General features: G+C 65.0%; 22 protein-coding genes. 10 read left to right on the top strand and 12 right to left on the bottom strand.

Features of this window, described 5'->3' with window-relative positions; all coding sequences use genetic code 11:
• Positions 1-206: 206 nt before the first annotated feature.
• From SSA02_RS03860 to SSA02_RS03840, 5 genes are all read left to right on the top strand, one after another.
• On the top strand, positions 207-1,094 hold the full coding sequence (locus SSA02_RS03860; protein ID WP_147092546.1) for a universal stress protein: 888 nt from the start codon (positions 207-209) through the stop codon (positions 1,092-1,094).
• Between the two features lie 148 nt (positions 1,095-1,242).
• Positions 1,243-3,216 (top strand): glycosyltransferase N-terminal domain-containing protein, encoded by a 1,974-nt coding sequence (locus SSA02_RS03855; protein ID WP_186807660.1) that lies wholly within the window; start codon positions 1,243-1,245, stop codon positions 3,214-3,216.
• Positions 3,207-4,199, top strand: coding sequence for a tetraacyldisaccharide 4'-kinase (lpxK, locus tag SSA02_RS03850; protein WP_147092544.1), 993 nt, complete (start codon positions 3,207-3,209; stop codon positions 4,197-4,199). Before SSA02_RS03855 ends, lpxK begins: the two co-directional genes overlap by 10 nt.
• A gap of 9 nt (positions 4,200-4,208) precedes the next feature.
• Positions 4,209-5,132, top strand: coding sequence for an LpxL/LpxP family acyltransferase (locus tag SSA02_RS03845; protein WP_147092543.1), 924 nt, complete (start codon positions 4,209-4,211; stop codon positions 5,130-5,132).
• A 172-nt stretch (positions 5,133-5,304) separates the two neighbouring features.
• A complete protein-coding gene (locus tag SSA02_RS03840) occupies positions 5,305-5,691 on the top strand; it encodes a hypothetical protein (RefSeq protein WP_371859163.1) in 387 nt (128 codons plus the stop codon).
• Positions 5,692-6,009: 318 nt separating this feature from the next.
• Here the strand turns inward: SSA02_RS03840 and SSA02_RS03835 are convergent, their stop codons facing one another.
• Complete coding sequence (locus SSA02_RS03835) at positions 6,010-7,494, bottom strand: penicillin-binding protein activator (RefSeq protein ID WP_186807659.1); 1,485 nt, start codon at positions 7,492-7,494, stop codon at positions 6,010-6,012.
• Here SSA02_RS03835 and rsmI point away from each other — a divergent pair.
• Complete coding sequence (gene rsmI, locus SSA02_RS03830) at positions 7,479-8,438, top strand: 16S rRNA (cytidine(1402)-2'-O)-methyltransferase (protein WP_147092541.1); 960 nt, start codon at positions 7,479-7,481, stop codon at positions 8,436-8,438. The genes SSA02_RS03835 and rsmI overlap by 16 nt on opposite strands.
• A 111-nt stretch (positions 8,439-8,549) precedes the next feature.
• On the opposite strand, the gene SSA02_RS03825 is transcribed toward rsmI, so the two are convergent.
• Genes SSA02_RS03825 through SSA02_RS03815 form a run of 3 tightly spaced genes read right to left on the bottom strand, consistent with a single transcriptional unit; the run spans position 8,550 to position 11,480 of the window.
• Complete coding sequence (locus tag SSA02_RS03825) at positions 8,550-9,278, bottom strand: LolA family protein (RefSeq protein WP_246103592.1); 729 nt, start codon at positions 9,276-9,278, stop codon at positions 8,550-8,552.
• 10 nt (positions 9,279-9,288) lie between these two features.
• Entirely contained in the window at positions 9,289-10,671 is a 1,383-nt protein-coding gene (locus SSA02_RS03820; protein WP_147092540.1) for a glutamate--cysteine ligase, read from the bottom strand.
• A 59-nt stretch (positions 10,672-10,730) separates the two neighbouring features.
• Positions 10,731-11,480, bottom strand: a complete 750-nt coding sequence (locus SSA02_RS03815) for an RsmE family RNA methyltransferase (protein WP_147092539.1) — start codon at positions 11,478-11,480, stop codon at positions 10,731-10,733.
• Positions 11,481-11,554: 74 nt separating this feature from the next.
• Between SSA02_RS03815 and ubiA the strand changes: the two genes are divergently transcribed.
• Positions 11,555-12,475 carry a 4-hydroxybenzoate octaprenyltransferase gene (gene ubiA / locus SSA02_RS03810; RefSeq protein ID WP_147092538.1) on the top strand — a complete coding sequence of 307 codons (921 nt, stop codon included), beginning with the start codon at positions 11,555-11,557 and terminating at the stop codon, positions 12,473-12,475.
• Positions 12,472-13,179, top strand: coding sequence for a class I SAM-dependent methyltransferase (locus tag SSA02_RS03805; RefSeq protein WP_147092537.1), 708 nt, complete (start codon positions 12,472-12,474; stop codon positions 13,177-13,179). The genes ubiA and SSA02_RS03805 overlap by 4 nt, the downstream gene beginning before the upstream one ends.
• Here the strand turns inward: SSA02_RS03805 and SSA02_RS03800 are convergent.
• The gene (locus tag SSA02_RS03800) at positions 13,158-14,501 is read right to left on the bottom strand and encodes an MFS transporter (RefSeq protein ID WP_147092694.1); all 1,344 of its coding nucleotides are present in this window, start codon (positions 14,499-14,501) and stop codon (positions 13,158-13,160) included. The two genes, SSA02_RS03805 and SSA02_RS03800, sit on opposite strands and share 22 nt — an antisense overlap.
• A 57-nt stretch (positions 14,502-14,558) precedes the next feature.
• Positions 14,559-15,308: a dienelactone hydrolase family protein gene (locus SSA02_RS03795; protein ID WP_147092536.1), complete on the bottom strand. Its 750-nt coding sequence runs from the start codon at positions 15,306-15,308 to the stop codon at positions 14,559-14,561.
• A gap of 270 nt (positions 15,309-15,578) precedes the next feature.
• Between SSA02_RS03795 and SSA02_RS03790 the strand changes: the two genes are divergently transcribed.
• Positions 15,579-16,919, top strand: a complete 1,341-nt coding sequence (locus SSA02_RS03790) for a GntT/GntP/DsdX family permease (RefSeq protein WP_147092535.1) — start codon at positions 15,579-15,581, stop codon at positions 16,917-16,919.
• Positions 16,920-17,119: 200 nt separating this feature from the next.
• Here SSA02_RS03790 and SSA02_RS03785 read toward each other — a convergent pair whose 3' ends face one another.
• The 4 genes from SSA02_RS03785 to SSA02_RS03770 are packed head-to-tail and all read right to left on the bottom strand — an operon-like array spanning position 17,120 to position 21,243.
• The gene (locus SSA02_RS03785; protein ID WP_147092534.1) at positions 17,120-17,731 is read right to left on the bottom strand and encodes an isochorismatase family cysteine hydrolase; all 612 of its coding nucleotides are present in this window, start codon (positions 17,729-17,731) and stop codon (positions 17,120-17,122) included.
• Between the two features lie 12 nt (positions 17,732-17,743).
• Positions 17,744-19,144: a ribosome biogenesis GTPase Der gene (gene der, locus SSA02_RS03780; RefSeq protein WP_147092693.1), complete on the bottom strand. Its 1,401-nt coding sequence runs from the start codon at positions 19,142-19,144 to the stop codon at positions 17,744-17,746.
• Between the two features lie 12 nt (positions 19,145-19,156).
• On the bottom strand, positions 19,157-20,551 hold the full coding sequence (locus SSA02_RS03775; RefSeq protein WP_147092533.1) for a PQQ-binding-like beta-propeller repeat protein: 1,395 nt from the start codon (positions 20,549-20,551) through the stop codon (positions 19,157-19,159).
• Positions 20,551-21,243: a tetratricopeptide repeat protein gene (locus SSA02_RS03770; RefSeq protein WP_147092532.1), complete on the bottom strand. Its 693-nt coding sequence runs from the start codon at positions 21,241-21,243 to the stop codon at positions 20,551-20,553. Before SSA02_RS03770 ends, SSA02_RS03775 begins: the two co-directional genes overlap by 1 nt.
• A gap of 291 nt (positions 21,244-21,534) precedes the next feature.
• Between SSA02_RS03770 and bla the strand changes: the two genes are divergently transcribed.
• Positions 21,535-22,566 carry a class A beta-lactamase gene (gene bla / locus SSA02_RS03765; RefSeq protein ID WP_147092531.1) on the top strand — a complete coding sequence of 344 codons (1,032 nt, stop codon included), beginning with the start codon at positions 21,535-21,537 and terminating at the stop codon, positions 22,564-22,566.
• 97 nt (positions 22,567-22,663) lie between these two features.
• Here bla and SSA02_RS03760 read toward each other — a convergent pair whose 3' ends face one another.
• Together SSA02_RS03760 and SSA02_RS03755 are read right to left on the bottom strand one after the other, a co-directional pair.
• Positions 22,664-23,029 carry a hypothetical protein gene (locus SSA02_RS03760; RefSeq protein WP_147092530.1) on the bottom strand — a complete coding sequence of 122 codons (366 nt, stop codon included), beginning with the start codon at positions 23,027-23,029 and terminating at the stop codon, positions 22,664-22,666.
• 49 nt (positions 23,030-23,078) lie between these two features.
• Complete coding sequence (locus SSA02_RS03755) at positions 23,079-24,398, bottom strand: dihydroorotase (RefSeq protein ID WP_147092529.1); 1,320 nt, start codon at positions 24,396-24,398, stop codon at positions 23,079-23,081.
• Between the last annotated feature and the right edge of the window lie 9 nt (positions 24,399-24,407).

The following is a 24,407-nucleotide window of genomic DNA, read 5'->3' as shown; positions in this document are numbered from 1 at the left end:
GCAGGGCCGACCGAGCCTGACCGGCCGGGCGGAACTGTCCGGGGTCGGACGGTTTCCGGTTCTCTCTTGCCTGTATCCCGCGGGTTCTGCTCCACTGCACCCGCGTCGCTCATGCGCCGCTTCTGCGCCCTGTCGAACCCGTGTTTGCCACGGCCGTTCCATGCAGAGGCGCAGCAGGATCCGCGGCGGAACCCAAGGAGATCACCATGGCCAACGACGTCAGAAACATCCTCGTTCCGCTCAACGGGGCGGGCAATATCGACGCTGTCCTGCGCGTGGGCCTGCTCCACGCCCGCGCTTTCAACGCCCATCTCTCGACGGTCATGGTCGGGGACGACCCGAACGAGATGGCCGCCCTGACAGGCGAAGGCCTCTCCAGCGCGATGATCGGCGAGATGATGGAGGCTGCCGAACATGAGGCGCATCGCAGGATGCTACAGGTAAGGCTGAAATTCGACGCTTTCGTTCGCGAGAACGATATCGTTCCCAAACACGGTTTTCTGGAAGAGGATCCTCTCGCGCAATCCCGCCTCAGCGCCTCGCTCGAATTCCTCACCGGCTCCGAACATGAGGCCGTCACCTGGCGCGCGCGCCTGTCGGACCTGACCCTGATGCCCCATCTCGGGGTAAGCGACAATGCGCGTGCCTCTGAGGTTCTGCATGCCGTGCTGTACGACAGCGGCTGTCCGCTCGTGATCGCCCCGCCCACCCCGCCCGAGAGCGCGGGGCGACGGCTCTGCATCGCCTGGAACGGGACGGCGGAGGCAGGGTCCGCCCTTCGCGGCGCGATCCCGTTCGCCCGCAAGGCGGAGGCGGTCCAGATTCTCGCGAGTGTCGATTATCATCGCCGCGGCCCCGAGGCGGAAACGGTACAGGACTATCTCAGACTTCACGGCGTCGAGGCCGAGATACGGCGCTTTCACGCCATCGATCGCAATATCGGCGCGGGGATCCTTCAGGCCTGCAGCGATTTCGGCGCGGACATGCTCTCGATGGGCGCCTATTCGCATTCCAGACTGCGCCAGATGATTCTCGGCGGCGCGACCCGCCATGTGCTCGAGAACGCGACGATCACGGTTCTCATGAGCCGCTGATCGCCTTCGGTCGGGCGTGCATCCCGAGGGCGCGCCCTCCCCTCGATGCGCGGCTTTTTGCCATACCGCCCCGGACATGCTACCCGCGCGGTATGTGCCCGCTCGCCGCAGTTCTCCCCATCGCAGATCGCCCTGCAGCGGGTTTCCGATGACTCTCCGGACAGCGCTGCGGTCTCTGGCCCGGGCCTATCTGGGCCTCGCCCTGCATACGACGCGCTGGACGATCTCGGGCGCCGCGACGAGTGTGCCCATCCTGACGCAGACCGGGGACCGTGCCGGTCAGGGGGCGATCGTCGCCGCCTGGCATCGCTCGCTCCTGCTCCTGCCCGCGCTTTGCAGCTGGGCGCGCAACAAGAACCCGACCCTGGTCATCAAGGTCATGATCAGCCGGAACCGCGATGGCCGCTTCATCAGCGATCTCGTAGCCCCGTGGGGGATTGAGGGAATCGAGGGGTCGAGCGACCGTAAAGGCAAGAACAAGGGCGGCAGCCGTGCCTTCAGACGGGCCTGCCTCGAACTGCAAAGGGGTTCGGTCTTTGCCATCACCCCGGATGGCCCGAGAGGCCCGGCCGAGATCGCCCAGCCCGGAACGGAAGGATTGCTGCGCCTCACCGGAAAGCCTCTGGTCCCTCTGGGGGCGTGGACGACGGCGTTGCGTCTTCCGAGCTGGGACGGCCTGTCGTTGCCGCTCCCATGGGGGCGCGGCGTAATTCTTTATGGCCCTCCCGTCCCGGAGGGGAGCACGAGCGAGACGATCACGTCCCGGCTCAACGCGCTCTCCGCCCGGGCAAGGCACTGGCACCGTCTGGGCAGGGCGACGCTCCCGGACAGGATCTGGGAAGGGCTCGGGCTCGCACTCGTTCCGGCCCTGCGTCTGATGAGTCTCCACAGGCTCCGTCGCGGCAAGGAAATCCGCAGCCGTCTCGGCGAGCGGCGCGGTCGCGCAACGATCCGGCGTCCGCCCGGCGAGCTCGTCTGGATCCATGCCGCGAGCGTCGGAGAGACCCGCTCCGTCCTGCCTCTGATCGAGGCGATGTCCCTGCGTCATCCCGCGCGTCATATCCTGGTGACCAGTGCCACGACCGGCGGCGCCGAAATCCTCGCGCGCTTCATTTCCGCACGGGATCAGGACGAATCCCCGGATGCCAGCGGCACCCGGGCCACCCGGGGCACGGTCATGCACCAGTTCATCCCCTATGACGTCGCATACTGGACCCGCCGCTTTCTCGATCACTGGTCGCCGGGCATGCTCCTTCTGACCGATAGCGAGCTCTGGCCGGGCATGCTCAGGCAATGCGCGCGCCGCGCCATTCCGGTCGCGGTCCTGAATGCGCGTCTGTCGGAGCGATCCTGGCGCCGGTGGAAGCACCTCTCCTTCCTTGCAGGTCCCCTTTTCGAGCGGCTTGCCCTCGTCGCCGCCCGAGGCAGCGACGATGCGCACCGTTTTCGCGCTCTGGGCGTGCGCGATGTCGAAACCCATGGCGATCTGAAACAGAATGCACCGCCTCCCGGATGCGACGCGGTCGAGCTCGAGCGGCTGCGTGCCTGTATCGGGCATCGTCCCGTCTTCCTCGCCGCGTCCACCCATCCGGGGGAGGACGAGATCGTTCTCGAGGCGGCGAGCCAGGCCCGGCGCGTCATCCCCGACCTTCTCGCCATTCTCGTTCCGCGTCATCCGGTGCGCGGTGCCGCGATCGCACGTCTTGCCCGGCCCGAACCGCCGCGCCGGTCGGAGCGCGCCGATCCCGCCGCCACGGACCCGGTCTGGATCGCCGACACGCTCGGCGAGCTGGGGCTTTTCTACCGGCTGGCGCAATGCGCCTTCATCGGCAATTCCCTCCTCCCGCCGGGAGGGGGTCATAATCCGTTCGAGGCCGTGAGACTCGATACCGCGATAGCGACCGGGCCCTGGCACGACAATTTCGGCCCTGCCTTTGCGCAACTCCGCGACCATGTAACGACTATACACGATGCAGATGAACTGGCAGGTTGGATCGTGGAAAGCGTGAAAAACCCCGAGATGAGGAAAGAGCAGGCTCGCATGGCCCGCGCCGCAATCCAGAGCGATGAGATGCCGCCCGAGACGCTCCTCGCCCGACTTGACGCGCTGTCATGCGCATAACACGCGAAGCCCCGCAGTTCTGGCGTCGCAGCACCCTGCCATGGCCGGCGCGGGTCCTTCTTCCTTTTTCATGGGCATTCGGCGCCGCTGCTGCCCTCCGTCGCCTGCGCAGCACCACCGCGCGCGTCGACATCCCGGTGCTGTGTTGCGGGAATCTGAGCATGGGCGGCACGGGAAAGACCATTCTCGTGCGCGATCTCGCCACCCGCCTCGCAGCGCGCGGCGCGCGGCCGCACATTCTGAGCCGCGGCTATGGAGGACGCCTGACAGGGCCGATCCGTGTCGATACGCAGCATCATGACGCCCGGGATGTCGGGGACGAACCGCTCATGCTCGCACAGGATTTCCCTGTCTGGATCGGGGCCGATCGTGCGGCGACGGCGCGGCTCGCCCGGGAAGCCGGAGCCGGATGCCTGCTGATGGATGACGGCCTGCAAAACCTGACCCTGCATCAGGATCTGCGCCTCGTGACCGTCGATGGCGGTGTGGGGCTCGGTAACGGGCGCGTTTTTCCGGCCGGCCCTTTGCGCGAGCCTGCAAACCAGGGATTCGCCCGGGCCGATGCCATCATCCTGATCGGCCGCGACGAGACCGGCATGGCAGCACGCCTGCCGGAAAACCTCCCCTTTCTTGCCGCACGCCTCATCCCCGAAGCCACGATAAGGCGTCTGCCCGGGCGTCAGGTCATCGCTTTTGCGGGAATCGGACGCCCGCAGAAGTTTTTCGATATGCTGATCGAGGCAGGCGTAACCCCGGTGAGGACGCTCTCTTTCCCCGATCATCACACGTACAGCGAACGTGACTGCCGTCGGCTCTCCGCCCTTGCCAGACAACCCGGCATCTCGCTCGTGACGACCCGCAAGGACCTCGTCAAATTGCCCGACTGGCTCAGAAGCGACGTGATTGCCATCGATGTCGAACTTCTCTGGTCGGACCCGCAAGCGCCCGAGCGCCTTCTGGACCGTCTCGGCCTGACGCAGTAGATCCCCCCGATGAGCCAGAAACACCTCCCAGCCTTGCGCCATTACGCCGAATATGCGGTGGCGCGCGGCCTGCTCGCCTGCCTGTCCTGCCTCCCACCGGTCTGGGCCTCGAATCTCGGAGGATGGGTTGCGCGCACGATCGGCCCCCATCTGCCGGTCTCGCATGTGGCCGACATGAATCTTGGCCTCGCCATGCCGAAGCTGGATGAAGCGGCCCGCAAGCGGATTGTCCGCGATGTCTGGGATAATCTGGGACGAACGATCGGGGAGTTCTGCCACCTCTCCCGCCTGAAGCAGGACACACCCTCGGGGCCGGGCTGGAGCATCGATGGCGCCCCGGTACTGGAAGCGATCCGGGAGGAAAACCGGCCCGTCATCTTCTTCTCGGGTCATATCGGCAACTGGGAGATGCTGCCGCCTGTGGTTGCCCGGTACGGCCTGCCCTTCGCCTCCTTCTACCGCGCGGCAGGAAACCCGCTGATCGACCGGCTGATCAGACGCCTGCGCATACGCGCCATGGGGGAAGACGTGCCGATGTTCGCCAAGGGCGCGAAGGGCGCCCGTCAGGCGCTGCGTCATCTGGCTCATGGGCATCATCTGGGTATTCTGGGTGACCAGAAGATGAATGACGGGATCGAGTGCCGGTTTTTCAATCTGCCTGCCATGACGGCCTCGGCCGCGGCGACCTTCGCCCATCGCTATGACTGCCCCATCGTGACCGGGCGTATCGTCCGTCTCGGGCCTGCGCGTCTTCATCTCGAGGTGGGCAGGGTCCTCCGTCCCGATCCCCGGGCGCCGAGACAGGACGAGATCGGCGCGCTCACGCAGCAGCTCAACGATCAGATGGAGGAATGGATCCGCGAGATCCCGGGAAGCTGGCTCTGGCTTCACAGACGCTGGCCCAAGGCGCTTTACGCCAGACAGAAGCGCTGATTACTGCCAGAAAAGACCATTATGCTTACGCCTGCGTCATATGAGCGCGGGCGAAACGAACCATTGCTTTTTGGCAACACCATCCGTTTACGATTGCTCCGCAGCGGCGAGACACGCAATTTTACGTTGAGAAGCGCCAGTTCTGCCGTCTAGCCTCATGAACGAACCAGACATGAGGACGCAACGTATGGCCCAGACGCTGCCGTTTCCCAATCACGAAACTCCAGCACCTCTCAGCAATGTGATTCCACTGCGTTTCAACGTGCTGCCCCGTCATCGCGAGTATCTTTCGCAATGGCTCCAGGCCGGCCTGGCGATGGGGCTGTGCGACGCCGATGTAGAGACGGAATGCCTCAACGGACGCGAAGAGACGGTCGCCCATATTCTCGTATGGGTCCGCGAAAATGCGGATCCGGCCTATATGATCAAGCCACGCGGCATGAGATGGGTGCTCATCGATCATATCCGCGAATATGAGCTGGGCCTGTTTCCCAGCCTCGAACACGCCCTGCACACGATCCGGCCTGTTCTCCCGCTCAAATCCATCGCCGCTGCCTGAGGCTGTCACCGTCGGGTTCTGCCGGGACGCGATGATCGGTACAGCGTGACAGGGGCACAGCCGGGAGGCGAGACCCGAAGCATGGCCCAGGCCTCGCTGGGTATCCGTGCGCCCGAACGCGCTGAGCGAGCATTCCTGTCGGCGCTTACGGACCACCGGGGTCATGAGGATTGCCGGACCCGACAGGAACGAGGCCGGGCACGAACCGGATTGAACACAGCAGAATCGAGACGGGGCCTGATACGATTGCAATGGTTCGACCGCACGGGACGGCCCCGGTGGAAGACCGGAGGCCGCCCCTTTTTTGCGTTCCGAGCCTTACTGCGTCAGACGCCGTGGCGCGCTGGACGACATTTTCATGCCGCCATGGGGCAGGATCTCGAAAACGGCGAGACCGCGGGCCACCGTCCCGTCCTGTCGCAGCACGAATGTCCCATCCGCTCCGGCAAACCCGTCCGGCCGAAGCAGCGATTGCCGGGAGAAGCCGTCCGGTGTCTGGCTGAGCACTGCCGCCATCGTTGCCGTATCATAGGCGACATTGGCGAGCACGGATGGCGTATAGCCGTAGCGGCTGCGATAGCGCTGCGCGAAGTCGCGACGCGAGGAGGGATCCGGAGCGGCGAACCATCCGCCTTGCAGCGCCCCGAGTTTTGCAACGAAAGCCGCCCAGAGGCCCGGTCCGAGAATCCGCGTCTGCCGCGGGTCGATATGGGCCTGCTTCATGCCGTCGATCACGGCGGCGAGCTGAAGCCCCGTATCGCCCAGCAGGAGCACGTCGAAAGAGGGGGGCGGGAAAACCGGATCCTGACGCGATGCGCCCTCCGGAGCGGCAGCGGAAGACGATGCGGAAGCTGAAGAGGCGCCGGCAGACGGGACCGTAGAGGACGTTGCGGAGGAGGATGGAGCAGAGGGTGACGCAGCGGATGGGGAGGCCGGTTCCGCATCGAGGCCCAGAGGATTGACGGCATCGGGCTGACCCGTCGCGGCGCCACGCGCCGCACCACCGGATGCAGGATCGTTCGCCGCGCCGACGGAACCCGCCTGCTCCGCTTTCTTCTGCCTGGCCAGCGTTTCCCGGGCATCGAGATCGGCAAATGTCTTGAGCGCCGCGGCAATGGCAGCCGGATCGCGCTCATGAAAAGCGATACGCGGGGTGGCGAGCCCCCTACTGGCGCAGGTCCGGGTCAGGGCATCGGCAAGGGCATGACCGAGGGGCGATTCCGGGAGGAACGCCGCGAAAGAGGTTCTGCCTTCGGCCACTGCCGCCTCGACGAGGCGCTGCACCTGCTGCTCCACGGTCACGCCCATGACCCAGAGCCCGGGGCGCGCCTGCGCCTGATCGCTGGTATAGGCGAATTCGGGGATCGCCGCCGGTTGCGTCACGGTTGCGACGGCCCCGGTCTGGGCCGCTGTCAGAGGGCCGAGTATGACCCGATCGCCCGAATCGAGGGCAGAGCGTGCGACCCCCTCGGCGGTCTGACCCGGGGCGTCGGTATCGCGAATATCGAGAACGACGCCATGCCCGTCCGGAACGGCGATATGCGCTGCATTCGCCATCTGCTGACCCAGCTTCGCAAAACGTCCGGTCAGAGGCAGGAGCATGCCGATGCGCTTCTCCGCATTCCGGTCCTGTGCAGCGGGGGAAACGGACCCACCCGGCGGCGGTGCGGTGGTCGGGCCGCTACATGCATTGAGACCGAGAAGAGCGACGCCTGCCAGAGCGGAAACCTTGCAAGCCGAGGCCGACCTGCGCGATGTGGAGGAAACCACGTTCTGACGGGGACCGAATGTCCGACCTATCATCTGCCACCCATACTCCTGTTGACGATTCGACCCCTGACGGTCCGACGCATCCATATGACACTTCGCCCGTTTCCGCGACCCTGCCTTCCGCAGGTCTGACCCTCGTCGCGACCCCGATCGGCAATCTGGGCGATATGAGCATCAGGGCGATCGAGACACTGAAAGCCGTCGACCTGATCCTGTGCGAAGACACACGGGTCACTGCAAAACTGCTCAAGGCCTATAATGTTTCCACACCGACACAGATTCTCCACGATCATAACGAGGAAGACCGGATCCCTTCCCTGCTCGGCAGACTGAGAAACGGCGCACGTATGGCACTGGTTTCGGACGCAGGCACGCCGCTCGTCTCCGATCCGGGATACAGGCTCGTGAGAGCTGCGGTTGCGGATGGACTTCCGGTCGGGGCGATTCCGGGAGCGAATGCAGCCACTCTGGCGCTCACCCTTTCGGGCCTGCCGCCGCATCCTTACGTCTTCAACGGCTTTCCTGCGCCCCGCAGCGCCGCACGCCGGAGCCAGCTTTCCGTTCTGCGGGCCGCCGAACAGGCCGGTTTTTCTGCAACGATGATCTGGTACGAGGCACCGCATCGGCTTCTGGACATGATCGAGGATCTCATCGCGGTTTTCGGAAGCGAACGCGATGCCGCCGTTGCCCGCGAGCTGACCAAGCGCTTCGAGGAGGTCCGGCGCGGCACGCTCGACGCGCTCAGGACGCATTTCCGGGAGACCGCGCCGCGCGGTGAGATCACGGTGCTCCTCGCCCCGCCGGGAGAGGGCGAGGCGAAACCGGGCGAGGATCTCGATACGCGCCTGCGGACCGCCCTTGCATCGCATTCCGTCAAGGACGCGGCAGCGCTCGTCGCTACAGCCGTTTCCCTGCCCAGACGCGTCGTTTACGCACGCGCCCTCGAGCTGGCCCGGGAAACGACGCCGGGATCCTGAGTCCCTCTCCGCCTGCCCGTTGCGAGCCCGTTGCGGGTCCATTGCGCGCGCTCCGGGCGATACGCGGCAAAAAGCAGGCCCGGAAAAGGGCAGGCCGCAAAGGGAGGCAGCTCAGTCCCCGCTCTGCGGCAGGGCGAAGAGCGAATCGGGCAAGGCGGGCGGGGTGCTGATTGCGGAGAGCTCGATGCGGGTCTCCCTGCCCTGAGCATCCCGCACCACCCAGGCGCGAAGAGCGAGCGGCGAAGCATCGAAGACGAGGGTCAGACTTCCTTCCCCCGGGGCCGCCGTTCGCACGAGCGTGATGCGAAGCGCATTCCCCTCATGACTGAACGCCGTCACTGTCACGTCGCCGGACAATCTGAGGTCGGGGCGCAGAAGCAGTCCGAGCGGAGTCCGCTCGAGGGGAATGGTGGTCACCTGCCCCAGTTCGCGGTCCTGATAGACGATCTGGTCATGATTGGCGACCAGCAGCAGAGGGCTCGGCTTGTCATATTCGAAACGCATCCGTCCGGGCCGGTCGAGAAAGGCCGTGCCAGTCGTGACGGAGCCATCGGGAGCGATCTGCCGGAACCGGGCCTTTATGGCATGGGTCGCGTTCAGACTGTCCTGAATGCGCGCCACCCAGCCGGCATCGGCAGGACGCAACGGGGCAGGATGCAGCGCAGCAGGATGCAGGGAATCGGCGCCCCGCACGTCAGAATCCCCGGAGGCCGAGCCCCGGAAGGTCGTCCCTACGTCATCGCCGGGCGTCTGCGCCGCCGCCGCCGATATCGTCGCGCCGGCAATCCCCGGACCGGAAACGAGAAGAGACAAGGCAAGCCATGTGGGCATCCGTTTCATGGCATATTCCTCAGATTGCGGCTTCGGCGAAGATGAAACGGACATCGCCCTGCCAGCGGCCGTAATACTGCTCGAGCCAGTACTCTGCCTGGGTGCGCCCCCCTGCGACGATCGCCTGCAGGGGCGCCAGATAGATGCCCTCGCCCAGCCCGCGCGCGCGAAGCCCCTGCGCTGCAAGAGACAGAACGCGTCCTGCGAGGTCGCGAAGCCCGCCGGGGAAAGGGGAATCCATACCATGTTCCGGCACATCGCCACGCAAGGTCCGATAGACCTCCCAGGGTTGCTCCTTCACGAGGGCCTCCGCAGCCAGAAGTGTCGCCGGATCGTAGAGCAGGCCGACCCAGAGCGCCGACTGGGCGATCATCATTGCGGGGCTTCCGGCATCGGCCCCGCGCATCTCGAGAAACTGCTTGAGACGGACATCGGGAAAGGCCGTGGTGAGATGATCCTCGAAATCTCCCATGGTCGGCGTCAGTCCTGCCAGCGCCGCGGGCGTCCTGCCTTGCATCCAGTCCCGGAAGGACGCGCCGGCAACATCGCGTATCTGCCCGTCGCGCATCACGAAATACATGGGCACGTCGAGCATCCAGTCCACATAACGCTCGAAACCGAATCCCTCCTCGAAACAGCAGGGCGGCATGCCGCTTCGCGCATTATCCGTATCCGTCCAGATATGGGCACGGTTGGAGAGAAGACCGTTGGGCTTGCCCTCCACGAAGGGGGAATTCGCAAACAGGGCCGTGGCCAGAGGCTGGAGCGCCAGCGAGACACGCATCTTGCGCGCCATATCCTCCTCGGAGCCGAAATCCAGATTGACCTGAACCGTGCAGGTGCGCGTCATCATGTCCAGACCGAGCGTCCCGACCTGCGGCATGTACCGACGCATGATGGCATAGCGGCTCTTGGGCATGAGCGGCATGGCATCGCGCGACCACAGGGGCTGGAAACCGAGCGGCGCGAAACCGAGACCGAGCCCGGCAGCCGGCCCGCGCAACGCTTCGAAATGTCCGGTCATTTCCGCACTCGTCTCGTGCAGGTTCGCGACCGGCCGACCGGAGAGTTCGAACTGACCCGCGGGCTCGAGAGAGATCGACTCGCCCTTGTGCTCGCCGCGCCCCTTGAGGCCGATCACCTTCCCGCCATCCTCGATCGGCGACCAGGAGTCGCCGCTGCCGCGCAGGGCGATCAGCAGATCCTCGATCCCCCCGGGGGCATAAGGCGGGGGCGCATAATCCTGACGTCCGGACCGGTCGTCGGGGAGAACGAAACCGAACTTCTCATGCTCGGTACCGATCCGCCAGTCGCAGGGCGGCTTGGCACCGGCGGCGAGCAGCTCGACCAGCTGGGTCTTGCTCTCGATGGGCGTATCGTTCAGGTCACCGGGATTGGACATGGGCAGCGCAGGGTCCTGGGAAAGCGGGAATCAGTAAATAGAAACCGGGGAGTTTCGTCCTATATGGACCGACGGGCGCGAAACGCCAACTGGGCAAGTCCGGTTGCCACCGCCGTATCGGCCCGCAGGACGAGCGCACCGAGCGAAATCGCCTGGATCCGGGGATGCTCGAGCAGGAAACGACGCTCGCCTTCGGAGAATCCGCCCTCCGGTCCGATCAGCAATCCATAGGACTCCGGCACCGGGTCGCAGGGCCGGGCGGGTGTGCCGTCGCGATCGCCGGTCTCGTGGCGCTCGAGCGCGAGATAGACCGGCATCGTGTCCGGCCAGTCCTGGAGGTGCCGGGTCAGAGGCTCGAGAGGAGCGATTTCCGGCACGTCGAGGCGTTCGCATTGTTCCGCGGCTTCCGCAGCGATTGCCGAGAGCCGCTCGTCGTTGATCCTGTGCGTGTTGGTACGGTCGGTCACGACGGGGCAGAACCGCGTCACACCGAGCTCCGTCCCCATCCGTATCACGAGGTCGGTCGCATCGCGCTTGAGCGGCGCGAAAAGAAGCGTCACGTCCCCGGAGGGAAGAGAGGGGGGGCGAAGCTGCCGGACGAGGGTCGCGCTTCCCCGCTCCTTGCGCAACGCCCCGAGACGGGCCTCCCACTCTCCTGCTCGCACATTGAACACCCGGATGAGATCACCCTCGCCGAGACGCAGAACCGTCGCCAGATAGCGCACATGACCCGGAGCGAGGGCGATCGTCTCCCCGGCCTGGCCCTGCAGGGTTTCCGGGGCGAGATGGAGACGCGGACTGTCCTGCATGATTGCACCGTGATCGTGATTGACGTTGCGCTTTCATAGACGCAATGAACCTTCATGACGACAAGGAGAAGAGAATGAGCGGCCCGCACGCGTCCCATACCGACATACGCGCTCATGGCTGGATCGCCCGTTTCCCGCAGGGAATGCGGCCGTATCTCCTGCTCGCCCGGCTCGACCGTCCGGTTGGAACATGGCTGCTCTTCCTGCCCGGGCTATGGGGGATCGCCCTGCCTGCAACGTCCCGGCCCGCCCATATTCTCCTGCTCGGCATTCTCTTCGCCGTCGGATCGCTCGCCATGCGCTCGGCGGGATGCGTCGTCAACGATATCTGGGATCGCCGGATCGACGCGCAGGTCTCGCGTACTGCGGGCCGCCCTCTGGCGAGCGGTGCGCTCTCTGTCCGGCAGGCTCTGGTCCTTCTCGCCGGGCTTCTGGGCGTCGGCGCTCTGGTGCTCGCCTGCCTCCCCCCGATCTGCTGGGCTCTCGCGCCGCTCGCGCTCCTTCTGGTCAGCCTCTACCCGGCAGCAAAGCGCGTTACATGGTGGCCCCAGCTCGTGATGGGCTTCACATTCGGCTTCGGCGCCCCGATGGGATATGCGGCCAGCGCGGGCAGGCTCGACGCGGTGGGACTCATGCTCTACGCGGGCACGATCCTGTGGCAGCTCGGCTTCGACACGATCTACGGATTTCAGGACATGGATGACGATGCCCGGATCGGCGTGCGCTCGACCTCGCGCCTCTGGGCGGGAAAGGCCCGGCTCTTCGTCGCCCTGTGCTATGGCGGGGCGAGCGTCTTCTTCCTGCTCTGCGGTGCAGGCGGTGCCATGCACTGGAGCTTCTGGCCTGTCGCCCTGCTTGCCTGCGGGCTCCTCTTCCGTCAGGTCCGTCATCTCGATATCCACGACCCGGCCGGGTGCCTCGCACTCTTCCGCCAGAACGTCCCGGTCGGCATGGTTCTGGCGCTGGCCTTTCTGCTCGGGCGGTTCCTCGCGTGAGCGCCCGGCCCGCCTCCTCGACCGGATCCGCCCCCGACTCCCGGCAGCCTCCCGATCCCGACAGCTTTATCGCGGGGCAGACGACCATCGAGGTCGCTCCGGGCGTGCCCGAACTCCGTCTTCACCTAGCCACCGAGATCACGCCGATCTGGCAGGCGACGGAAACGCATCTGGACGCTCTGAACATCGAACCTCCGTTCTGGGCGTTCTCCTGGCCCGGCAGCCAGCTTCTCGCGCGCTATGCCCTGGATCATCCCGGGCGCATTGCCGGTCGGTCGGTTCTCGATTTCGCCTGCGGTGGAGGGCTTGCCGCAATCGCTTGCGCCCGGGCGGGAGCGAAAGAGGTGTTCGTCAACGATATCGATCCGCTCGCCCTGCACTGCGCAGGCCTGAACGCCACCCTGAACGACGTCCGCGTCACGCCCCTCCCCGGCGATCTGAGCGGAACGGATATCGGCGACCTGCCGCCGATCGACCTGCTGCTTTGCGGCGATGTCTGCTACAACCAGTCCATGGCCGATCGTCTGATTCCCTGGCTCAGGCGATGCGCCGCCTCCATGGAAGTCTGGATGGCCGATCCGGGCCGACCCTATGCCCCGAAAACAGGGATCGAGATCCTGCGCCGGAGCCGCATCGCCACGACACTCGAGCTCGAAGGCAAGACGGAGCGCGACACCACGCTCTATCGCATTCTGCCGGGCTGAACGGGGCCAGAACCGGGGCCAGAGCCGGGGCCGAGCAGCCTCGCCACGCTGAGCGTGGCACCCAGCCAGGCGACGCACATCGCGCAGAACAGACATAGTACGGAAGCATGCGTGCTGAAGCGGAACACGCTGGCGACGAGAAGCGCCCCGAGCGTCTGCCCGCCGAGCCGCGCCACGGAAACCAGCCCGCTGGCGCTCCCTTCCCGCCCGGTCGGCGCCGAGAGCATCATGACCCGGTTGTTCGGTGGCTGGAATATACCGAAACCGGCTCCGGCCAGAGCCACGCGCCAGGCGATCGAGACATTGCCCGCATCCTGCGGCATCTGCCACAGAAGGGCAAAACCGCAGCCCGTGACTGCCAGACCGAAGCTCGAGAGCAGCGATGCCGGAACGCGGTCGGCCCATCGCCCGACCAGAAACGACATGACAGCAACGCCGACCGCCCAGGGCGTGATGAGGAACCCGGTGACGGTCGCCGGACGATGGAACACCGTCTCAAGCGTGAACGGCATCGCGATGATGAAGAAATTCGAGGCGATGAAGCCGACAAGACCGACGATGAAAGCGACGAGAAAGGACGGCACGGCCAGAAGATCGACGGGCACGACGGGATCGGCGCGCCCTTTCTGGTAGCGGAGCAATCCCGCCCAGCAAGCGATCCCGCACAGAACGAGCGCAGCACCCGAGGCGGATCCTCCATGCACGGCATCGTCTATGCCGATGACCGTAAGCGTGAAGGCAGCGATCGTGAGGAGTATGGCCGGAAGATCGAGCGCCCTTTCCGAGCGGGGCGTCGTCGGCAAGGCAAACCGGGCGAGCAGGAGCGCCGCCAGACCAAGCGGCACGTTGATCCAGAAGATCCATGGCCACGATGCGACCGAGAGAACGAGAGATCCGACCGTCGGCCCGAGCGCCACGCCGGTTCCGATGATCAGACCGTTGAGCGACAGGCCGCGACCGAGGGCATTTCGCGGATAGATGAAGCGGATCAGCGCGATGGCGACGCTCATGATGCAGCCGCCCCCCGCGCCCTGCAGGGCGCGTGCAAGGGCAAGCTGCAACAGCGAATGGGACAGGGCGCAGAATATCGAGGCGAGAACGAACAATGCGATTCCGAACCGGCACATCGTCGCAAAGCCGATCCTGGCGCCGATCGAGGCAAGAGGGAGCAGCATCGAGAGCGAGGCGAGCTGATAGGCATTGATCACCCAGATGGACTGGGAGGACGCAATGCCGAGATCATGCGCGATGCTCGGAAGCGCCACATTCGCGACCGCATAATCGAGTACGGAAAGCAGAACGGCGAGGGCGACGGCCAGCATCGCCCGGACACGCTCGGCCCCGTACAATCCGTCCCGGACCGGCTCCGCCTTCACGGGTCAGACCTGGCGGATGAAGACGCGATGATAGAGAGCCGAAGTCAAGGCCATTCCCTGAAGGAAAAGTGCTGCATCGAAACGCGGCGCGCCATCGCGCAGAAAGGCGTGCTGGCCATCCACCTCGTGCCATTCGAGAGCCGTACCGGCCTGCTCGAGCGCATCCCTGATCTGCCGCCTCCCCTCATAGGGAACATGCGGGTCGGAGCGGCCCCACACCATCATGATCTCCCCTGCGATCGCGCTGCACCGGGCCAGCGTCCCGTCTGCGCGCTCGCCGCCGAGCGTTCCGGTGTGAAGATCGGTCGCATAGAAGCACGCGGTGGCCTCGATCGCGGGGTTCTGCGCGGCCCGGAAGGCGAGATGGCCGCCGAGACAGACACCGAACGCGCCGAAGCGGCCGTTGCAGCCCTCGTGCTCGCGAAGCCACGCGACAAGAGAGGCGACATCGCTGTCGAACTGCCCGACGGGTTTGGTGTATTTGAGCGTATTCCCGCGCTCCGTGCCCGCCTGATCATAGGCAAGCACGCATCCGGGTGCCTCATATTCATGATAGACTTCCGGTACGGCGACGAGATAGCCCTGACCAGCGATCATGGCGGCGAGGCGCTCGATCGGCGCCGTGACCTGATAGATCTCCGAAAACAGGAGAATGGCCGGAAACCGTCCCGGGCCGACAGGCCGGTACAGATGGACGCGCATCGGGCCGGTCGGGGTTTCGATATCGTTTTTCTCGTCACTGCGAATCAGCACGGTTGTGTCTCCCGGAACATCTGCACGCCCGCCTTCCGGCGGACGAAGGTCAAAACTCTGTGTAATCCCTTAAAGGAGGCGGCCCAGCTCCGCCATTCCCTGCCGGTGGGCGGCGCTGCGTTGGCGGAAATGTGATATTTGGATCGATCCAAGATTGTCGGGGTTTTTCCGCCTGATCCACGAATATCGCAGGATTATTACCCAATATGTGATCGCATTTCCGCCTGAAGCCGCGTTGACACGTGACGGTTTCAGTTTCGAGATCACGCCATGTCTGCGATTTTTGCCATCTCCCTCGCCACAGCCGCGATTCTCGCGATCGTCGTGCTCATTGCCTATTTCAGGCTCAACCCCTTCATCGTTCTCTTCACGGTCTCTCTGGCGCTTGCCCTCGCCGCAGGGATGCCCGCCGACGAGGTGGTGAAATCCTTCGAGCAGGGGGCAGGCCATGTGCTCGGCCATGTCGGCACGGTCATCGCGCTCGGCACCATGCTGGGCAAGATGCTTGCCGAATCGGGCGGTGCGGACCGGATCGCCCTCACGATTTCGGGCTATGCCGGGCGATCCCGGGTCGACTGGGCCATGATGATCATCGGGCTTCTGATCGGCCTGCCCGTCTTTTTCGAGGTCGGCTTCGTCCTGCTCATCCCGCTGGCCTTCGTCCTCGCCGCACGAACGGAAACCCCCTTGCTCCGGGTGGCGCTTCCCATGGGCGCCGCCCTCTCCGTCACCCATGCGATGATCCCGCCGCATCCGGCCACGCTTCTCGCCCTTTCCGCCTATCATGCGAATACGGGGCATACGATCTTCCTCGGCATCCTGATCGGCACGCCCATCGCGATCATAGCAGGGCCGCTCTTCTCGCGTTTCATCGCCCCCCGTGTCCCCCTGACGGAGGCGAACCCGCTGGCAGCGCAATTCGTCAACCGCGAGCCGCCCGCCAATATGCCGAGCTTCGCAATCACGGTCTTCACCATCCTCTCCCCGGTGGTGCTGATGCTCGTCGCCTCTGTGGCAGATCGCGTTTCCAGCCCCGGCACGACGGTCAACACGGCGCTTCACTTCATCGGCAATACCGATATCGCCCTCGTTCTCGCGGTCATTCTCTCGTTTTACGTGCTTGGGCTGGCGCGCGGTTTCTCGCGCGATACCATTCTCAGATTCACCAATGAATGTCTCGGCCCGACCGCGCTGATCATGCTGCTCGTCGGTGCCGGGGGAGGCTTCGGTCGCGAACTCGTGGATAGCGGCGTTTCCAAGGCCATCACCGATGCGGCACTGGGCGCGCATGTCCCTGTGCTCGTGCTCGGCTGGCTTCTTGCGGTCATCGTGCGCGTCGCCTGTGGCTCCGCCACGGTGGCGATGAGCACGGCTTCGAGCATCGCCGGTCCCATCCTCCTGAAAAGTCACGGCGTCTCGCCGGAACTGATGGTACTCGTGACGGGCGCGGGTTCGGTTGCCTTCGGTCCCATGAACGATGCCGGTTTCTGGCAGATCAAGGAGTATCTGGGCCTGACCGTGCCCCAGACGATCAAGACATGGTGCGTGATCGAGACACTGATCGCGTTTCTCGGACTGGGATTCTGTCTCCTCGCCTCCCTGTTCATCTGACGATCCGGGGCTCATCCGGCGCCCCGATCCCTGCCCGGGCCCCCTTGCGGGTCACCGCCCGGGCATCATCCGATGGTCGGACAGCGTGCGCCAGAGAGTCGCGCGTCCGAGCACGAACGACCTGCGCCCTGCTCCACGCCCTTCCCCCGCAGATCCGGCAAGGTCTTCCTTCTCCGACCCTGCCCGATCGATCCGGGCGGTCAGACCGTTTCCAGAAACTCGCGTGCCGTCATGGGATGCGAGAACATGGGATAGCTGTACTGGATGGCCGCCTCATGCTGCGCCCGGGAAAGGGTCGCAACGCAATCGGTGAGCGTGACGACATCGTAGCCGCGCTCATAGGCAGTCCGCATCGTCGATTCGACACAGCAATCCGTCAGAAATCCACCGAGGGCGATACGCCGGATGCCATTCTGCCGAAGCACGAAATCGAGATTCGTGCTCGCGAAGCCGCACAGACCCCGCTTTCCGGAGATGACGATATCCTCGTCATGCGGGGTGAGAGACTCGATGATCTGCCCGCCCCAGCCATCCCGGCGAAAGGCACGGGTGGCAACCACATTGGCGAGCACGCCGTAGATGTCCTGCCGCAATTCGGGATATCCCTCGGCAAAGACGATCGGCACCCAGACGATCCGGACCCCTTTCGCGCGGGCAGCGGCCACCAGATCGATCGTCCGCGGCAGCATGCCGGTACGTTCCATCTCCGGCCTGACACCCTCATGCAATGCCCCGCCGGCAGAGGCGAAATCGTTCTGGAACTCGATCAGGACAAGCGCGGTATCCTGCCCTGCGACCCTGTCTTCATTCATGCTGGCTATCCCTTACGAACGGGTCTCCGCATACGGGTTCTTGGTGCCGCGAAGCTGGAGACGGATCGGCGTCCCCGGGAGATGGAACGTTTCCCGAAGGCCGTTGACGAGGTAACGCTTGTACGAATCCGGGAGCAGCTCGGCCCGTGTCCCGAAAAGAATGAATGTCGGCGGGCGCGACTTGGCCTGCGTCATGTAACGCAGCTTCAGACGCCTTCCATCGACGAGCGGAGGCTGATGCCGCTCCAGCGCCGCCTCGAACCAGCGATTCAGCTCACCGGTCGTCACGCGCGAATTCCACACCTCATGCGCGCGCCGCACCGCAGGGAGGAGCTTCTGGACACCGGCCCCGGTCAGGGCAGAAAACGTGACGACAGGAATCCCGCGCATCTGCGCAAGGGATGTCTCGATCCGGTCAGCTATGGCCTGGCGCGTGGCCGCGCGATCCTCGACCGCATCCCATTTGTTCAAAGCAAGCACGCAGGCGCGCCCTTCCCGCTCGATAAGGCGGGCAATCTGGAGATCCTGCTCATGCACGCCGAGGGTCGCATCGAGGGTCAGCACCACGACCTCAGCCATCTTGAGGGCCTCGATCGATGCGGAAACCGACATCCGTTCGAGATCCTGCTCGATGCGTGCCTTGCGGCGCAGGCCCGCCGTGTCCACGAGCTGTATGGGCCCCACCTCGTCATGCAGGGCGACGGCGATGGAATCGCGGGTCAGCCCGGGTTCCGGTCCCGTGATCATCCGCTCCTCGCCCAGAAGCGCATTGAGCAGGGTCGATTTTCCCGCATTCGGACGCCCGACGATAGCCAGTCTCAGAGGTCCCGCCGGACGGATATCCTCCTCCGGATCATCGCCTTCGTCACGTCTGGCATTGCGATCGGAACGGGGCGCCTTCTCGCGCTTCGTATCCGGCAGACGATCCGCGATCTCGCCCATCAGATGGGCGATTCCCTCTCCATGCTCGGCAGAGAGCGCCATGGGCGTTCCGAGACCGAGAGAATAGGCCTCGAGAACCTCGCTCGTCGCAGCGGCACCTTCCGCCTTGTTCGCCAGAAGCAGAACCGGCTTGTTCTGACGCCGCAGCCACGCCGCGAAATGCTTGTCCGCAGGTGTCACCCCGGCCCGGGCATCGATACAGAACAGGACGAGATCCGCCTGGGATACTGCGGATTCCGACGAGGCTCTCATACGGCCGTACAGCGTATCCGGCGCCGCCTCCTCGAGACCGGCCGTGTCGATCAGCCGGACCCTCTTCCCGCGAAGGAGCGCCTCGCCCTCCTTGCGATCACGGGTGACGCCGGGCATGTCGGACACGATCGCCTGTCGACGCCCGACGAGACGATTGAACAACGTCGATTTTCCGACATTGGGACGACCCGCGATGACGACGAGCGGGAGTTGATCGATTTCGTTCACAGATCAGCCATATGCATTCAGAACGCCGTCGGTCGACAGGACGAGGACCTTGCCGTCACAGATGATCGGCTCGACGAGGGTGGGTTTCTTGGTCTTGAGCGGTGCGTCGGCCTTGCCGGTCACGGCATCCACGACCTGCAATCCGGTCTCTTCGAGAGACGAGACACAGACGAGCCTGCCGTCGGCCAGAACCGGTCCGAACCAGGTCACCGCGTTTTTCTGCTTCGTTTCGTTCTTGAAGCGCCGGAGGTCGTGCAGCCAGCGCACATGACCCGAGAGACGATCGACACAGGCGAGCTGCTGATCGGCAGAGATGACGTACAGCCAGTCCCCCACGATCAGAGGCGTGTTCTGTCCGCTCGCCTCGCGCTCCCATAGCCGTCGACCGGACCGCATGTCGATCGCGACGAGAACCTTGGAGAGGGAGATCGCATAGGCTGTGCCATCGACCACCACAGGCGCGCCGCGCACACAGGCCAGATCGAGCATGGCGCCCCGTCCGTTCGACCCGCCGAGGCTGTCGCTCCAGACCAGTTCGCCGGATTCGGCACGAAGGGCCACGAGATCGCCACTGCCGAAACCGGCCACGACCACACCGTTATACACCGCAGGCGCTGCCTGACCGAACATGACCGTGTCGGCCTCGGTCGCCTGATAGGTCCAGATCTGCTTGCCGGTCTGGGCATCGAGCGCGAAGAGTTTCTCGTCGATCGTCCCGAAGAAGACCCGTCCATTGACGATGGTGGGCGCGGAACGCCCCGGCACCGTCGTCTCGGCGCGCCAGCGGACCTTGCCCGTTTCTGCCGAGACTGCAACGACCTGCCCGACGCCATCGACGATATAGAGCGTATCGCCCTCGAGGCCGATTCCGCCCCCGAGATCGCTGGAGCGCATCTTTTTCGTCTTGGGAACGAAGCTCCACAGAAGGGTCATGGCGGGCCAGTTCCAGGCTCGCACGGTCCCGATTCCGTCGCGGGTATAGATACGTCCGCCATCGATGACGGGCGCCGACTGGATCGCACCGCGACCGTTCGGTCCGAGCGCCAGAAAATGCAGGAAGGCCGGTTCGGAAATACCGTGACCGATGGAGTGGGACCAGGCCAGCGTCGCCCCGGTCCATGGCGTGTTCACAGCCACATGGGTGGGCACGCGCCCGGCCTGCGGCCAGGCAGTCACGGGCTGAGGCGCGGGCAGAGCGATCGGTGTATGATCCTCCTCGTCCACGACGAGACCTGCGCCGGTCGAAAGCACGTCGTATCGCCGCCCCGGGAGAAGGGGCTTCGGATCGTCCTTGAAGATGCCGCATCCGGTCAGCATCGCCGCACCGGCGAGGGAGGACCCGAGAAAGAAGCGTCGGCTATGCACGGAGCGGGAAGAAGCGCTGTTTCTGGCAACCATCAGCCGGCTCCATCGAAGGTTTGCAGAAGAATGGACACTCTCTGACGCATGCCGTCCGGCGCATCGGGCGACTGGGAGAGCTGGATCAGGATCTTCCTGGCCTCCTCGTGCTGGGCGGCGGTAGCATCGCTGCGCAGATCGAGCATCGCAAGACCTTCCTGGGCAAAGGCACGCCAGGGGCCGCCGCGACCCGAAAGCTGCTCGTAACCGGCTCTCAGCCCCGCCGGGTCCTTGTCATCGACATGGCTGTTGAGCGAGAGAGCCTGGGCGAGGGAATGTAGCGTGGGATCGGCATCCGGATTGTCTATCACGCCCTGCCACGCCTTGCGGGCGCCCGCGACGTCGCCTTTCCCGGCCAGAAGCTGTGCCAGACGCAACGCTGCGAAGCTTCGGGTCGCACCGGGCGCATCCGCCGCAAGGGCGGTCAGGGTCGCGATGCTCTCCTTCTCCGTTCGCGCGCGAAGTGCGGCATCGGGCTGCTCCGCCTGAAGCGCCTCCATGGCGGTGAAATATTGCCCCGATGCACGCGCCTGCGCCTGATGGCGGGCATGAACCTGCCATTGCCACCCTCCGACGCCTATGAGAGCAACGAGGGCGACACCGATCGCGATCCCTCCGTAACGCCGGGCCGTGAGGCGCAGCTCGGCTGCACGCATCTCCGCCTGAGCCTGACTGAAAAACTCGTCTGCCACCGTGATCCTCTTGAGACAGTATTGACCGGAGCATACAGACGCGGGGTGCGGGCGGCAAATCGCTTTCTTCTCCCGCCCTTAGACACAGGCCCGCCCGACGACGCAGACTTGCCCGGCGACACGGGAAATGTGACCGGACCGGCCGCAAAACGTAACAAAGTTCTGCCACACCGACGCGGCAAGCTTCGGGACATGACAGGGACCTGCCCCGAAAAGCCTTGCAGGGAACCGGAATGCGGAAGCCAGTTCGGGAAAAACCGGTAGCCAGGGAGGAAACAGGCGATCTCGACCATGAATGATGCCCCCATCGAGGAGGCTCCGACGAATGATACGTCGACGAATGACGCTCCGACGTCCCGGCTTGCGAGACGGTCCTTCCTCGCGCGACTCCCCCTGTTCGCCCTTCCCCTGTTCGCCCTTCCCCTGGGCATTCCGCTCCAGTCCCTCCCCTCCAGAGGCGGAGGCGCCGTCCCGCCCTCTGCCCGCACCCGTGAGGAACAGGAACGCGCACGAAGAGACGCGCAGGATCTCGCCCGGCTGGCCCGGAATTACGAACGCAGGAGCGGAGGGCGCATCGGCATTGCGATCCGGGGATTGTCTCCGGGGAGAATGACGAGCTGGCGCGGCCATGAACGGTTTCTGATGTGCAGCACGTTCAAGGTGTCGCTCGTCGCCTGCATTCTTGCGCGCTGCGAACAGGGTGCCGACGACCTGACCCTGCGCCTGCCTTTCACGGACGAGGATATCGGCACGCTCTGGGCGCCTGTCATACGGGAGAACCGGGAGACCGGCAGCCTCAGTCTCGCCGCGCTCTGCGCCGGCGCCATCACCGTAAGCGACAACGTATGCGCGAATCTTCTTCTGCGTCATCTCTGCGGACCGAGAAAACTCACGCAGTTCTGGCGCGAGGAGGGCGATCGCGTATCGAGGCTCGATGCCTGCGAGCCCGCGCTCAATCATCCCGCTGCCGACCCTCTGGCCAACACGACCTCGCCATGCGCCATGACCGGAACCCTGGACCATCTGCTATATGGCAGCGCGCTCAATACCGATTCGAAAAGGCTTCTGCGGGGCTGGATGACGCATTGCCGAACCGGGACCTCGCGCCTGCGTTCGGGTTTTCCGCCCGGCTGGACATGCGGAGACAAGACCGGCAGCAACGGGAAGGACATCGCCGCCGACATCGCCTTCGCCCGACCGGTCGATAACGGGACGCACCGGGTCGTGATAAGCACCTATACGGCCGGTGGCGCCGCGAGCCCGGCTCTGCTCGACGCGACCTTTCGCGAGATCGGCGCATTGGCGACCCGCCGGATAGCCTGAGAGGCCGGACGACGCGACACCGGATGGACGAGGTCATCGCCTCCGCCGGGCGCGGCAGACGCGCCGTGAAGCGCCCGGCGGAGGAGGGGCGCGCGCCTTACTTGTGTCCCAGTTTCTTTCCGGCTGCGGAAAGCTCGGACGAGATATGGCTGAAATTCGTGGCGATACGCTGCTGCACGGCCACGGTCACGGCGTGGACCTTCCCGATACGTTCCTTCGCCTCCTCGCTGATGGCCTGCTCCTCTTTCTGCGCCTGGGTCACCACGCAGCTGTTATAGCTGCGCGCCTCTTTCTCGTACGCCTTGAACCGGTCGACGCTTGCATTGAAATGCGTCGCATCGCCCGTGGAGATCGAGGGGGCCGCGGGCTCCTTGCCGCATTTCGCCCGCGGATCGGCAAGAGCGACCGAGGCCGCCCCGTTCGCGAGCGCCAGGAGGGACAGGAAAAGACAGGGATGTTTCATGGTCGTCCGACCTCACCAGAGAAAAACCGGGTCGCGCAATGCAGGGAGATTACGGCGCAAATCGGGCCAGCCTGCCGATCGGCGCAGTGACGATCGTGTCGTCGCGCATGACGACATGTCCCCTGACGATCGTCGCCATCGGCCAGCCCTTCACCCGGACACCGTGAAACGGCGTCCATCCGACCGGAGATGCGATCCATTCGTTCCGGATCTCGCGCTCGGCCGCCAGATCGACGAGGGTCAGATCGGCATCGAAGCCGACCGCGAGACGCCCCTTCGTCTGCAGCCCGTAAATCCGGGCCGGGCCGGCCGCCATCAGATCCGCCAGGCGCGAAAGGGAGAGTCGCCCGGCATTGACGTGATCGAGCATGATCGGAAGGATCGTCTGCACGCCGGTCAGCCCCGCCGGGCAGCTCGGCCAGGGCTTCTCCTTTGCCTCGCGCGGATGCGGCGCATGATCGGAGGAGACGACATCCACGCGACCGTCGCGCAATGCGGCCCAGCAGGCGTCATGGTGGCGACGATCGCGTATCGGCGGGTTCATGACGGCATAGGCACCGAGCGTTTCATAGCATTCAGGCCCGACCTGGGTCAGATGATTGACCAGCACTTCCACGCTGACATGGCTGCGATAGGACGCGAGCCAGTCCAGTTCCTCCGCCGTGGACGTATGGAGGATATGCACGGGGCGGCCGGTTTTCAGCGCAAGGGCCGTAATGCGCCGCGTGCCCAGGAACGCGCATTCCTCATCGCGCCAGATCATGTGATTGACATGAGGCATACCGGCGCTGAAGAGCGGCTTGCGTGCCTGCAGCCTGTATTCGTCCTCCGAGTGGAAGGCGACCCGTCGATGGCCGCTCCTGAGCACGGCCTCTATCCCGGCATCGTCCTCGATCATGAGATCGCCCGTGGAAGACCCGGCAAATACCTTGATCGCGCAGACGCCGTCTTCCTGCTCGAGCTGCGCGAGCGCGCCGGTATTGGCGCGTGTCGCTCCGACATAGAGCCCCATATCGACACAGGCGTCCCGTTCGACCGTCTCCCTTTTCCCGGCGAGGGTCTCGGAAGAGGTGATCGATGGCGCCGTGTTCGGCATGTCGAAAACCATCGTGATTCCGCCCAGCGCCGCCGCGCGCGTCCCTGTCGCGATGGATTCGATGGCCGGATTGCCGGGATCGCGCAGATGGACGTGGGAATCGATCATTCCGGGCAGGACATGAAGCCCCTTTGCATCGATGACCTCATCGGCCGTATCGTCGCGGCCGACCGCAAGACTGGCGATACGCCCCTCTTTGATCCCCAGATCTGCCTGTGCCTCTCCCCAGGGAAAGACACAGTGTCCGCGCCGGATGATGAGATCGTAATGCATGATAAGCTC

This window comes from Swaminathania salitolerans (assembly GCF_007988945.1).
Classification (GTDB): Bacteria; Pseudomonadota; Alphaproteobacteria; order Acetobacterales; family Acetobacteraceae; genus Swaminathania; species Swaminathania salitolerans.
This window is presented reverse-complemented; position numbering and strand designations above follow the sequence as displayed.

Excerpts from the sequence above, each read along its gene's own strand:
- SSA02_RS03760 (WP_147092530.1), bottom strand. The coding sequence starts at position 23,029 with ATGAAACATCCCTGTCTTTTCCTGTCCCTCCTGGCGCTCGCGAACGGG.
- SSA02_RS03825 (WP_246103592.1), bottom strand. The coding sequence starts at position 9,278 with ATGAAACGGATGCCCACATGGCTTGCCTTGTCTCTTCTCGTTTCCGGT.
- SSA02_RS03815 (WP_147092539.1), bottom strand. The coding sequence starts at position 11,480 with ATGCAGGACAGTCCGCGTCTCCATCTCGCCCCGGAAACCCTGCAGGGC.
- SSA02_RS03755 (WP_147092529.1), bottom strand. The coding sequence starts at position 24,398 with ATGCATTACGATCTCATCATCCGGCGCGGACACTGTGTCTTTCCCTGG.
- SSA02_RS03835 (WP_186807659.1), bottom strand. The coding sequence starts at position 7,494 with ATGATAGGTCGGACATTCGGTCCCCGTCAGAACGTGGTTTCCTCCACA.
- SSA02_RS03855 (WP_186807660.1), top strand. The coding sequence starts at position 1,243 with ATGACTCTCCGGACAGCGCTGCGGTCTCTGGCCCGGGCCTATCTGGGC.
- SSA02_RS03775 (WP_147092533.1), bottom strand. The coding sequence starts at position 20,551 with ATGGTTGCCAGAAACAGCGCTTCTTCCCGCTCCGTGCATAGCCGACGC.
- ubiA (WP_147092538.1), top strand. The coding sequence starts at position 11,555 with ATGAGCGGCCCGCACGCGTCCCATACCGACATACGCGCTCATGGCTGG.
- SSA02_RS03840 (WP_371859163.1), top strand. The coding sequence starts at position 5,305 with ATGAGGACGCAACGTATGGCCCAGACGCTGCCGTTTCCCAATCACGAA.
- lpxK (WP_147092544.1), top strand. The coding sequence starts at position 3,207 with ATGCGCATAACACGCGAAGCCCCGCAGTTCTGGCGTCGCAGCACCCTG.
- SSA02_RS03820 (WP_147092540.1), bottom strand. The coding sequence starts at position 10,671 with ATGTCCAATCCCGGTGACCTGAACGATACGCCCATCGAGAGCAAGACC.
- SSA02_RS03785 (WP_147092534.1), bottom strand. The coding sequence starts at position 17,731 with ATGAATGAAGACAGGGTCGCAGGGCAGGATACCGCGCTTGTCCTGATC.
- SSA02_RS03790 (WP_147092535.1), top strand. The coding sequence starts at position 15,579 with ATGTCTGCGATTTTTGCCATCTCCCTCGCCACAGCCGCGATTCTCGCG.
- SSA02_RS03845 (WP_147092543.1), top strand. The coding sequence starts at position 4,209 with ATGAGCCAGAAACACCTCCCAGCCTTGCGCCATTACGCCGAATATGCG.
- SSA02_RS03860 (WP_147092546.1), top strand. The coding sequence starts at position 207 with ATGGCCAACGACGTCAGAAACATCCTCGTTCCGCTCAACGGGGCGGGC.
- SSA02_RS03800 (WP_147092694.1), bottom strand. The coding sequence starts at position 14,501 with ATGCTGGCCGTCGCCCTCGCCGTTCTGCTTTCCGTACTCGATTATGCG.
- bla (WP_147092531.1), top strand. The coding sequence starts at position 21,535 with ATGAATGATGCCCCCATCGAGGAGGCTCCGACGAATGATACGTCGACG.
- rsmI (WP_147092541.1), top strand. The coding sequence starts at position 7,479 with ATGTCCGACCTATCATCTGCCACCCATACTCCTGTTGACGATTCGACC.